Source organism: Nitrobacter sp. 62-13 (assembly GCF_001896955.1).
Classification (GTDB): domain Bacteria; phylum Pseudomonadota; class Alphaproteobacteria; order Rhizobiales; family Xanthobacteraceae; genus Nitrobacter.
Genome location: NZ_MKRN01000098.1, coordinates 2,359 through 12,854, shown reverse-complemented (window position 1 = coordinate 12,854; position 10,496 = coordinate 2,359). Strand labels below are relative to the sequence as shown.

The window sequence follows — 10,496 nt, the reverse complement described above, 5'->3', positions numbered from 1 at the left end:
GGATATTCGTCGGCTCGCTGATGGTTGCCGGGATCGCCGCGGTGCTGGCGTTCGTTTTTACGGTGGTGGGCGACACCATTGTCTCGAGCGCGGGGCGGGGCGGCGGCACGTGGGTCGGCGGCGGCGGCCGGGGAGGCGGATCGTTCTCGGGCGGCGGCGGATTCAGCGGTGGCGGCGGCGGCTTCGGCGGCGGCGGCGCATCGGGGAGCTGGTAGGATGGGTATCAGGCGCATCGGCAGGCATCTGATCGGGCATCGCTGGCGGGTGCGAAAGCATTTTTCGCCCGACGTGATGGCCGCGATCGAACGGACGATCCGAGCCGGCGAGACAGCCCATGCGGGGCAAGTGGTGTTTGCCGTGGAAGGCGCCCTCGATGGCGTCCCGTTGTTCCGCGATCAGCCGGCGCGCGAGCGGGCGCTCGATGTGTTCGCACATCTGCGCATATGGGATACCGCGCGCAACAATGGGGTTCTGATCTACCTGCTGCTCGCCGATCGCGACGTCGAGATCGTTGCTGATCGCGGCATTCACGCGAAGGTCGACGCAGCGGTCTGGAAGGCCATCTGCGCCGCGATGGAGGCTGAGTTCAAGCAGGGCCGTTTCGAGGCCGGAATCGTCAAGGGCATCGAAGCCGTTTCCCGGCAACTTGCAGAACACTTTCCGAAGCAGGGAGCCGGTCCGAACGAACTGCCGGATGCGCCGGTCGTGATCTGACCGGGGATGCCTGAACGTTGGCCGCCTGGCGTCGAAGTCGATTATCCGGCCGCCCCGTCAGTCGTCTGTTGTAGATCATGCCGTCCTTCATGATCATCCGGAAGTCTTTCCGCGGATCGGCGAGGCGGTCGATGTTCTTGAGCAAATCGCCATCAACGAGAAGATCGGCGAGAGCGCCCACCTGCACAACGCCGAGCCTGCCGGGATAAGGCGAACCCGCATCGAACTCGTGGCGCGTTTCGCCGGCCTCGGTTAAGCCGTTTTGTCGGTCGGAAAAAATCCTAAAATTTCCGCAATGGTCCCGAAGGTAACGATTCCGCAAGCAATGAAAAGTTACCAAATGGTCAACCCATCATGGAGGTTTTTAACGTGAGCGACCAGTCGTCTGATCGGACCGATAGCGGCCCCGGCGTCAAAATTGCCGGGTTGGACATGTCGTCACACGCTGCGTCTTCGGAGCTTGCGCCGGAGCAGGAATTGTCCGCGCCGCCGCCCGATGACATCGCGGCGCCGAAAGCCGAAGCATCCGAGCCGAAGCCCGAGGTCGAGGCCGCGAAGGTAGAAACATTCCCGATCGAGTCAGAGATTGAGGTCGAAGCTCCGAAGGCGGAAACGCCGTTGATGGAGTCGAAGATCGAGGCCGACGCTCCGAAGATGGATGCACCGATCATCGAGTCGAAGATCGAGGCCGAGACCGCGAAGGCGGAAGCACCCTCGGTCGAGATCGATCGCGCAGTCCCGAAGGCTGATGCACCCTCGATCGAGCCCAGGCTCGAACGTGAAGCTCCGAAGGCGGACGCGTTGCGAGAGACCGGCAAGCTGATGATGGTGCCGCCATCGCGCGGCAAGTCATGGGATCGTCCGGCGATCGATCGGGGAGCGGCGGCAGGCCGCGATGGACAGCGGTCCGGAAAGCGGCGTCTCGCGGCGATTGCAGCGGTCGTAGTGTTGGCCGCGATCACCGGCGCCATTGGCGGTTCGCTGGCGACGTCCGGCCTTCGCCACGGCGTTGCGAGCGAGCCGTCGTCAGCGACGGCGAGTCAGACCCAGGCTTTGGAGGCAACGATCAAGCGGCTCGAGTCCGAGGTCGCGACGCTGAAGACGGGCGTCGATCGCTCGGCCAAGGGTGACGCCGGCCAGTTCGCCAAGATCAACGATCGCCTGGACAGGGTTGAAAAGGCACATGCCGAGTCGGCGGCCAGGCTGACAAGGCTCCACGAGACGCTCGACAAGCAGCATGCGGCCGTCGCTCCGGTCGCCTCTCCGGCGGCCGCATCTTCAACGTCCGGCGCGGCGACCGTGACCGGGTCGATTCCAACTGCTGCTGCTCAAACTGCCGCCGCCGCTCCGGTGCCGCTGCCGGCGCCGAAGCCGGCTGTCGCGCGTTTGCCGGCGGTCGAGGGTTGGGTCTTGCGCGATGTCACCAACGGCGGCGCGTTGATTGAAGGGCGCGGCGGTCTCTATGAGGTCTATGCCGGCGATCCGGTGCCCGGGCTCGGCCGTGTCGATGCGATCCGCAAGCAGGACGGCCGCTGGGTCGTGGTCACCAGCAGGGGGCTGGTCGTTTCGCGCTGACCGCTATTGCCGCGGCCTCGCGACCGGATCAGGCGCGCCGGAACTATTTCGTCCGTCGCGGTTTGATGCGCAAGCATCCAGCCGGGGTCGCAGCGATGAATGAGTCGGAGCAGAGCAAAAAGGAGCGCAATCGCGAGATTGCTCAAAACGAACGCGAACGCACGGTCGATAGCGCTGTGCGTGTCAGCTCATGGGCAATAGGTGCTGCCGTCATTCTGGGTCTGATCGCGCTCGGGCTCGCGTCGCCGTGGCTGGGCCGCTAATCTCTGTCGTCATTCCGGACGCCGCGCAAGCGGCGATCCGGAATCCAGAAATACGAAGAAAATCAGTGTGGCTGGATTCCGGGTTCGTACCTTCGTTGCGCCCCGGAATGACGGTTGGAGACTTTTTCAACAGCCCGCTAACGCCTTTCCGCTTCTGACGGAATCAGACGCGGGGCTCTATGATTTTATTTGACGCGTTTTCTTCACGCGAACCGGTCCCCGCTTCGCTCGAAAACGCTCTCGCAAAACTCCTTCGTTATTCCGGGGCGTTGCGAAGCGACGAACCCGGACGTTGCGCCCCGGAATGACGGTTGGAGACTTTTTCAACAGCCCGCTAACGCCTTTCCGCTTCTGACGGAATCAGACGCGGGGCTCTATGATTTTATTTGACGCGTTTTCTTCACGCGAACCGGTCCCCGCTTCGCTCGAAAACGCTCTCGCAAAACTCCTTCGTTATTCCGGGGCGTTGCGAAGCGACGAACCCGGAATCCAGTCGTCAAAAGATTCTCGGATTATTGAATTCCGGATAGCCGCCACGCGGCTTCCGGAACGACGACGGAGAACTTTCGGTCATCGTTCGGGTAGAACTCGCTCTCGCCACCGTTCCCGCCGCACGCAGCGGTTTTGGCGCAGTCGTTGCGCCGATGGAGGTCGGCTATCCTTCTCCGCTCATCAACGCGGCATTGCCGCCGGCGGCAGCGGTATTCACCGTCACTGTCTGTTCGGTCGCGAAGCGCGTGAGATAGTGCGGGCCGCCGGCCTTGGGTCCCGTGCCCGACAGGCCATGTCCGCCGAACGGCTGCACGCCGACCACGGCGCCGATCATGTTTCGGTTGACGTAAATGTTGCCGACCTCAAGACGGTCCACGATCGCCTCCACCGTGTCGTCGATGCGCGAGTGGATACCGAGCGTCAGGCCGTAGCCGGTATCGGCAATGGATTGCAGAACCGCATCGAGACCGGATGCGCGATAGCGCACGACGTGGAGGATCGGCCCGAACACTTCTTCGTTCAGTTGCCGCGCGTCGGCCAGCTCAAAGATGTGCGGCGCGACGAAATTGCCGGAGGCGGGCGCTTGCCCGGCGAAATGCACGCGGGCTTCGCGCATCATGCGCGCGATATGCGCATCGAGCCGCTCCTTTGCCTCGCGGTCGATCACCGGGCCGACATGGGTGGCGGGATCGGACGGGTCGCCGATTTTCAATTCGCGCGCGGCACCTGCAATCATTTCGATCATGCGGTCGGCCACGTCCTCCTGCACGAACAGAAGCCGCAGCGCCGAGCAGCGCTGCCCGGCCGAGCGAAACGCGGAGGTCACGACATCGTCGGCGACCTGTTCCGGCAGCGCCGTGGCGTCTGCGATCATGGCGTTGATGCCGCCGGTCTCGGCGATTAGCGGCACGATCGGGCCGTCCTTGGCCGCGAGCGCGCGATTGATCGACCGCGCCACTTCCGTCGAGCCGGTGAAGACGACACCGGCGATGTCGCGGTGCGCGACAAGCGCCGCGCCTGTCTTCCCTTCGCCTTGAATCAGATGAAGCGCCGCTGCCGCAACGCCGGCCTGGTGCAGCAGACGCACGGCCTCGGCTGCGATTTGCGGCGTCTGCTCGGCAGGTTTCGCGACCACCGCATTCCCGGCCATCAACGCCGCCGTCACTTGTCCGGTAAAGATCGCCAGCGGAAAATTCCACGGCGAGATCGCAGCAAAGACGCCGCGCCCGCGCAGTTGCAGCGTGTTGCGCTCGCCGGTCGGCCCAGGCATCGTTCGTGCGTCGCCGAACAACCTTCGGCCTTCCGCGGCGTAGTAGCGGCAGAAGTCAACGGCTTCGCGAACTTCGGAGACGGAATCGTCCAGCGTTCTGCCGCCTTCCCGCTGCAGCAGCGCGATAAAATGCGCCGATCGCTGCTCCAGTAAATCGGCCGCGCGTTCCAGTGCGGCTGCCCTTGATGTCGCCGGCGTCCGGCTCCACGCGACAAACCCCTCGCGCGCCGCGGCAACGGCGCGGTTCACGTCCTGCAGTGCGTCGCCTTTCACCGTGACGATCGACGTTTTATCGGCCGCGACATCGGCAATGAGGCGGTTGAGTGCCGCGCGCTCGCCGAACTCGATGCCGCGCGAATTGACGCGCGCGGGTTGATACAGGTCGCGCGGCAGCGGGATTTTCGCGTTCGCGGCGTTGTCGGCGTTTCCGATGATGTCGGCCGGTCGGCGTAGCAGCATATCCTGCGATACGCCGGGGTCGGAGACGATCGCGACGAAGGACGAATTGGCGCCGTTTTCGAGCAGGCGGCGCACCAGATAGGCGAGCAGGTCGCGATGACTGCCGACGGGCGCGTAAGTTCGGCTGGCGATGTCCGGGCGATCCTTGGCAAGCTGTGCGTAGAGCGCCTCGCCCATGCCATGCAGGCGCTGGAATTCGTATCCGTCGTTGCCCTCGGTTAGTTCCAGGAGCGTGGCGACGGTGAGGGCGTTGTGGGTCGCGAATTGAGGGAAGATGCGCGGCCGCAGCGCGAGCAGTTGCTTCGCGCAGGCGATGTAGTTCAGGTCGGTCATCGCCTTGCGGGTGAATACGGGATAACCGTCGAGACCGCGTTCCTGCGCCCGCTTGATCTCGGTGTCCCAATAAGCGCCTTTCACGAGGCGAACCATCATTCGCCGATTCAGGCGTCGCGCGAGATCGTCGATATAGTCGATCACCGCCGAGGCGCGCTTTTGATAGGACTGGATGGCGAGGCCGAAGCCGCTCCAGCCGGAGAGCGAAGCGGCGGCGGCGACAGCGGCGATCACGTCTAGCGACAATTCCAGCCGGTCGGCTTCCTCCGCATCGACCGTGAAGTTGAGATCGCGCGCCTTGGCGCGCGCGGCGAGATCGACGACGCGCGGCACCAGTTCGGCCATCACCCGCGCACGGCTCACCGCTTCGTAACGCGGATGCAATGCGGACAGCTTGACGGAAATGCCGGGCCGATCGGGCAGGGGATTGTCGCTCGCGCCCCGTCCGATCGCCTCGATCGCGGCGGCGTAGGAGTTGAAATAGCGCTCGGCATCCGCTGTGGTGCGCGCGCCTTCGCCGAGCATGTCGAAGGAGTAGCGGGCGTGATCGGCCGAATGCGCGTGCGCTCGCTCCAGCGCCGCCTCGATGGTCTCGCCGAGCACGAAGTGATTGCCCATCAGCCGCATCGCCTGCCGTGTCGCCGCTCGCACCGCGGGGACGCCTATCCGCTTGGCGAGCCGACCGATGGTTCCCTGCGGCGTCTCGCCCGGCTGGATGACGAGCGCGGATAGTCCGAGCGCCCAGGCGGACGCGTTGACGAGGAACGCGCTGGACCTGGTCTCGTGATGGATGAAGTCGCCTTGCCCGAGCTTGTCCTCGATGAACCGGTCCGCTGTTTCGGCATCGGGGACGCGCAGCAGAGCTTCGGCGAGCACCATCAGCGCGAGGCCTTCCTTGGTCGACAGTGAAAACTCGCGCAGCATGTCCTCGACGCCGCCAAGCGGATCGTCGTTCCGCCGGATGGCGTCGATCAGGCCGCGCGTTGTTCGATCGATCCGCGCCTCGCGTTTCGGCGTCAGTCGTGCCTCGGCCAGCAGCCGCTTCGCCATTGCCCTGTCGTCCGGTGCATAGGGAGCCGAAAACGGCGGTGGAAGCTGGGATGACATCGGCTATTCCTCGGTCTTCCGCAAAACTGCCGTTTGAAAAGTCACGCGGGTCGGACGCGCGCGAGGCGAATCTGACATGCTGTTGCGGTTGCGCGACCCTTTCTTCTACTGAACAAGCTAAGCTCGATCCGGCATGGAGCCAATGGGGCGACCGGTGTTGTGAATGCACGGGGTGTGATGGCGAGCTTTCCAAATCGGCGAACTGACGCTCTAAGCGCGTGCCGTATCTCGCGGCTGCTCGCCGCGGCGGCGACGTTGTTCGCGGCGCAAGCTGTGGACGGCCGCGCCACGGCGGTCGAACTCAGCCCCGGCATCGCGCAGCTTTACACGTCAGTCTCGATCTATCCGCCGAGCGCGAAGTCCATGACGGTCTGCTACGGCTTCGTCTGCCGTCGCCGGGAGCCTCTCGATTTCACCTCTGCCGACCGAGGCGCGCTGACACGGATTCTGGTGGCGGGCCGGTCGTCGGCTGCTGCAGAGCGCCGCGCGGTTCAAAAGGCGGTCGTCTGGTTCGATCGCCGCATGGGACCGATCCTCGGAACAGACAAGCGTGTGGCGCGGGCCGATTTCCGTGCCGGCGACGACAAGCACAACTTCGATTGCTGGGACACCACGCGCAACGTCACCAGCCTGCTGCTGGTCCTGCAGGACTGGGGGCTTCTCAAATTTCACACAGTGGGAAACCCGCATTATCGCGGTAATGCGCTCGTGCTGCAGACCCCGCATAATACCGCGGTGCTGGTCGAGCGGGCCACGCATGTGGAATGGGTCGTCGACATGTGGCCGCGCGGCTATGCGCAACTGCCGGATGTGATGCCACTGGATCGATGGATCAAGGAAAATTGATCAACGCGCTGCCGCGCGGTCGCCTCTCGGGCTGCCTCGATCTTCGTCGCCGGCGGATCGAGTCTGCGCCGATGGCGTAGACCCTGAATGCGTCGGCGGAGCCGATGTCGTTGCCGCGGAGTGCGCCCCATTGGTCAGGACGCGACTTTATGCGGGTCTTGAGGATCGCGTCGTCGCGTCAAACCTTGAGGTTTTCGGCCGAGGTTTTGCCGCGGTTGGCAACTTCCTCGAATTCAACCGTCTGGCCTTCATTGAGCGTTGAAAGTCCCGCTTTCTCGACGGCCGAGATGTGGACGAATACATCCTTGCCGCCGCCGGCCGGCTGGATGAATCCGTAACCTTTGGTCGGGTTGAACCACTTCACAGTACCCTTAGCCATTCCCAAGTCTCCGCAGGATTGAAACAGTCGTCGGTCCCCGGAAACCGGCTTGTCCGACGGCGCACAAGATACGCGGTCTCGGCCCCGCTTGGTAGATCAAACACAAGGTTGAACTATCTGAACCAACTCTATCTCGAGACGGTGCAATTTTGCCACAATTCGGGGTATCTCCCCGCCAGGGTGGCTGAAAGCGTTTTCGAGCGAAGCATGCCTTGGGCTTGACCGGGCAGATACCGGTTCGCATGAAGAAAACGCGTCAAAACAACAATCTAGAGCTTCGCTTCTGATTCAATCAGAAGCGAAAATGCGCTCAGGCAATAGCGATCGGCTGGCCGAAGACCTCGGATTTCCGCTGAATTCGGCTTCCGAGGTCAATAGGTTGCGGTCAGATAGTCGACGATCTTGCCGACATCGGCCTCGGCGATCGGCGCGCCGTACACCTTGATCATCTTGTTCACTTCCGCCTGCCAGAAGTCCTTCTTGAATTTCGGGCCGCGCGGCTGGGTCTGGACGTAATCCGCCGAATGACAGGATGTGCAGTTGGCCTTCACGACGTCCAGATTGGGTCCGGGCTTGAATTCCACGGCCTTGTCCGGAAGCTTGTAGGCGATCGGCTTGGCGCCGGCGGTGATGGGACCGAAAGCGCCGCTGCTCCCGGCCAGTCCGATGGCGGCGGCGAGAGCAAGAAGAACTGGACGCGTCATGACCTTCTCCCTCAAGCTGCCGTCACGTGGACGGTCTCGATGACGTTGCGCATGTACCCGGCCGGATTCCATGTGGCCTCAGACGGCTGCACCTGGCCGCCATTGCTGGTCGCGCGCACCTTTAATTCATGCGGGCCGGCGGTGAGCTTGACCGGAATCTTCCATTCGCGGAACGAGTATTTGCCGTAGTCGCGGCCGAGCCGCGCGGCCTTCCAGGTCTTGCCGCCGTCGATCGACACCTCGACCTTCTTGATGCCGGTGCCGCCGTCGAAGGCGATCCCCTTCAGAAGCTTGCCGCCGATTCCGACTTTCGCGCCGTCGGCGACATTGGTGATGAAGGAGCGGACGTTGAACCTGTTGATGGGGACTGTCGCCTTCGGCGCGGTGCCTGGCTCAATGCAGGCGCAGGCGTTGTCCGGAATGCGGTAGGCCGTCTTCATCCAGAAATTGTCATAGACGCTGTCGATGACGGTGATCTCGTTGAGATGCTTGACCCAGTAGGTGCCGTAATATCCGGGAACGACGAGCCGGAGCGGGAAGCCGTTCAAAAATGGCAAATCCCGTTCGTTCATGAGATAGGCCAGCATGACCTCGCCATCACGTGCGTGGTCGATGTCGAGCGCCTTGGCGAAATCCGGCGTCTTGTCGCTGACGGGGCCGTCCATGCCGTTAAATACGACCTGCTTTGCGCCTTGCTGGACGCCGGCCTGGTCGAGCACGGTCTTGAGCGGCACGCCGCGCCAGCGCGCGTTGCCCATCGCTCCGTTGCCGGACTGCCCGCCGGCGACGCGCGGATTTGAGAATCCGCGGCTGTTGCCCGAACACTGATTGACGGCGACGATCTCCGTCGCCTTCATCTTTTTGATGTCCTTGAGCGACAGCTTGAGCGGACGGTCGACCTTGCCCTTGACCTCCAGCGTGAACGTGTCGGGATCGATGTCGAGCGGAAGGCCGGCGAGATGATAGCGGACAAAGAAGGCGTCGTTCGGCGTGATCGGGCCTTCGTTGAAAACCGAGAACGGCGTTTCGAGTTGCGGCGGCCGGCTGGTGAGGCCGATCATCAGGCGCTTCTGCGGATACTTCACCAGCGGACGTTCGCCGTTGTCGAACGGCAGGGTCACGCTGTCCAGCGCGAAGGCCTTGAAGGGGGACAGGCTGGCGGTTGCGCCGAGCGCCAGTCCGGCGCCGACGCGTTTCAGCATCTCTCGTCTGTCGAGCATGGCTTCCTCCGAAGCTTTACGGTCGAGCCCGTCATCACGGGATCATCGATCCGCGGAGTCTCGCACTGCCGGACTGCAAGTCAATTGATGCTTTCGAGTTAGGAAACGACAAAATCAATGAATGCTCCGACCGGCTTCTAAGCGGGCGGATGATACCGTTGCGATACGCAAAACCCCGGCTGCCGGGCAGCCGGGGTTTTGACCGAGTCAGATAATGGATCAATCGCAGACGTTGATGGTGCGCAGACGGAAGCCGAAGGGGGTCGGCACGCGCCGCACCACATAGCAGCCCTCGTCATAGCCGCCGACATAGGCGACGCCGAATGCAGGTCCGAAATGATGGCCGAAATGGCCGAAGTGGTGGTGGTGATGCCCGCCCCAACCGTGGGCGGAAGCGGCTGAGGGCGACAGCGCCATCGCACCGAGGGAAGCAGCGGCAACGAGTCCAAGAGCAAGTTTACGAAACATGATCGTTCTCCTTGAATGAAGCGCGTGATGCGCGGGTTTCGGTTTCAATTCGCGTTCTGGTTTCCGGTTGCGGGCTCTTTCGTGCCCGTCGCAAGTTCGTCGCATGCTTTCAAAATGCGGTTCGAAGAATCCGGCGGAGTAAAACGGACAATTTTCTGAATAGACGTTCAGACAAGCGGGGATTTCGGCCAGATGGGTGTGCGAAATCTCACACAGCGCGAATGCATCCGGAAACATGCCGCGAACCAAGCGGCGGGGCTGGCCTCGTTGGGCCGCCAGATTGACACCGGAAGCCGGGTGGTCAAAAAAACCTCAAGAAGCCGCCCGGAGAACCATGCGGGCATGTGCGCTGAACGTTGTCCCCGATATCCAGATGACAATCGCAGAACTCGATAAATCCGCGTTGCAACCGGAACGTCCGGCGCTTTCGTCGCTGCTGTGGATCGCGGCGTTGATCGCGGCGATGACCGCGATGAGATGCATCTTTGCGGGCACGCTGGATCTGCGCACCGACGAGGCTTATTACTGGACCTGGTCGAAGGAAAGCACGTTATCCTTCCTCGATCATCCTCCGATGATCGCGTGGTTCATTCGTTTCGGGACTGCGATCTTCGGCGATACCGATTTCGGCGTCAGGTTTGCCGGACTGTTGGCGATGCCGATATC

The 10,496-nt window shown here is 62.9% G+C and carries 10 protein-coding genes and 2 pseudogenes; 6 read left to right on the top strand and 6 right to left on the bottom strand.

Features of this window, described 5'->3' with window-relative positions; genetic code table 11:
• Together BGN91_RS08755 and BGN91_RS08750 are read left to right on the top strand one after the other, a co-directional pair.
• A pseudogene (locus BGN91_RS08755) lies at positions 1-215 on the top strand (YgcG family protein); the annotation flags it as partial.
• Between the two features lies 1 nt (position 216).
• Positions 217-714, top strand: coding sequence for a TPM domain-containing protein (locus tag BGN91_RS08750; RefSeq protein WP_292612328.1), 498 nt, complete (start codon positions 217-219; stop codon positions 712-714).
• A 70-nt stretch (positions 715-784) separates the two neighbouring features.
• Here BGN91_RS08750 and BGN91_RS08745 read toward each other — a convergent pair.
• Positions 785-925: pseudogene (locus BGN91_RS08745) on the bottom strand (amidohydrolase family protein); the annotation flags it as partial.
• A 221-nt stretch (positions 926-1,146) separates the two neighbouring features.
• Here BGN91_RS08745 and BGN91_RS08740 point away from each other — a divergent pair.
• On the top strand, positions 1,147-2,289 hold the full coding sequence (locus BGN91_RS08740) for a hypothetical protein (protein ID WP_292612327.1): 1,143 nt from the start codon (positions 1,147-1,149) through the stop codon (positions 2,287-2,289).
• A 65-nt stretch (positions 2,290-2,354) separates the two neighbouring features.
• A complete protein-coding gene (locus BGN91_RS08735; protein ID WP_292612330.1) occupies positions 2,355-2,552 on the top strand; it encodes a hypothetical protein in 198 nt (65 codons plus the stop codon).
• A gap of 655 nt (positions 2,553-3,207) precedes the next feature.
• On the opposite strand, the gene putA is transcribed toward BGN91_RS08735, so the two are convergent.
• Positions 3,208-6,213: a bifunctional proline dehydrogenase/L-glutamate gamma-semialdehyde dehydrogenase PutA gene (gene putA / locus BGN91_RS08730; protein ID WP_292612325.1), complete on the bottom strand. Its 3,006-nt coding sequence runs from the start codon at positions 6,211-6,213 to the stop codon at positions 3,208-3,210.
• A 177-nt stretch (positions 6,214-6,390) separates the two neighbouring features.
• On the opposite strand from putA, the gene BGN91_RS08725 reads away from it, so the two are divergent.
• Positions 6,391-7,059 (top strand): hypothetical protein, encoded by a 669-nt coding sequence (locus BGN91_RS08725; protein WP_292612323.1) that lies wholly within the window; start codon positions 6,391-6,393, stop codon positions 7,057-7,059.
• Between the two features lie 178 nt (positions 7,060-7,237).
• Here the strand turns inward: BGN91_RS08725 and BGN91_RS08720 are convergent, their stop codons facing one another.
• The 4 genes from BGN91_RS08720 to BGN91_RS08705 all read right to left on the bottom strand — a co-directional run bounded on the left by BGN91_RS08720 (position 7,238) and on the right by BGN91_RS08705 (position 9,830).
• Positions 7,238-7,438 carry a cold-shock protein gene (locus BGN91_RS08720; RefSeq protein ID WP_011511778.1) on the bottom strand — a complete coding sequence of 67 codons (201 nt, stop codon included), beginning with the start codon at positions 7,436-7,438 and terminating at the stop codon, positions 7,238-7,240.
• Between the two features lie 371 nt (positions 7,439-7,809).
• Positions 7,810-8,142 (bottom strand): cytochrome c, encoded by a 333-nt coding sequence (locus BGN91_RS08715; protein WP_292612316.1) that lies wholly within the window; start codon positions 8,140-8,142, stop codon positions 7,810-7,812.
• An 11-nt stretch (positions 8,143-8,153) separates the two neighbouring features.
• Positions 8,154-9,362, bottom strand: coding sequence for a molybdopterin-dependent oxidoreductase (locus BGN91_RS08710; protein WP_292612314.1), 1,209 nt, complete (start codon positions 9,360-9,362; stop codon positions 8,154-8,156).
• A gap of 219 nt (positions 9,363-9,581) precedes the next feature.
• Positions 9,582-9,830: a hypothetical protein gene (locus BGN91_RS08705; protein ID WP_292612312.1), complete on the bottom strand. Its 249-nt coding sequence runs from the start codon at positions 9,828-9,830 to the stop codon at positions 9,582-9,584.
• 373 nt (positions 9,831-10,203) lie between these two features.
• Between BGN91_RS08705 and BGN91_RS08700 the strand changes: the two genes are divergently transcribed.
• On the top strand, positions 10,204-10,496 hold a 293-nt coding region (locus BGN91_RS08700; protein WP_292612329.1), incomplete at its 3' end, for a glycosyltransferase family 39 protein.

Bases quoted from the DNA above. Each gene is read 5' to 3' on its own strand.
- BGN91_RS08725 (WP_292612323.1), top strand. From the start codon at position 6,391: ATGGCGAGCTTTCCAAATCGGCGAACTGACGCTCTAAGCGCGTGCCGT.
- BGN91_RS08710 (WP_292612314.1), bottom strand. From the start codon at position 9,362: ATGCTCGACAGACGAGAGATGCTGAAACGCGTCGGCGCCGGACTGGCG.
- BGN91_RS08720 (WP_011511778.1), bottom strand. From the start codon at position 7,438: ATGGCTAAGGGTACTGTGAAGTGGTTCAACCCGACCAAAGGTTACGGA.
- BGN91_RS08715 (WP_292612316.1), bottom strand. From the start codon at position 8,142: ATGACGCGTCCAGTTCTTCTTGCTCTCGCCGCCGCCATCGGACTGGCC.
- BGN91_RS08705 (WP_292612312.1), bottom strand. From the start codon at position 9,830: ATGTTTCGTAAACTTGCTCTTGGACTCGTTGCCGCTGCTTCCCTCGGT.
- BGN91_RS08740 (WP_292612327.1), top strand. From the start codon at position 1,147: ATGTCGTCACACGCTGCGTCTTCGGAGCTTGCGCCGGAGCAGGAATTG.
- BGN91_RS08750 (WP_292612328.1), top strand. From the start codon at position 217: ATGGGTATCAGGCGCATCGGCAGGCATCTGATCGGGCATCGCTGGCGG.
- BGN91_RS08735 (WP_292612330.1), top strand. From the start codon at position 2,355: ATGCGCAAGCATCCAGCCGGGGTCGCAGCGATGAATGAGTCGGAGCAG.
- putA (WP_292612325.1), bottom strand. From the start codon at position 6,213: ATGTCATCCCAGCTTCCACCGCCGTTTTCGGCTCCCTATGCACCGGAC.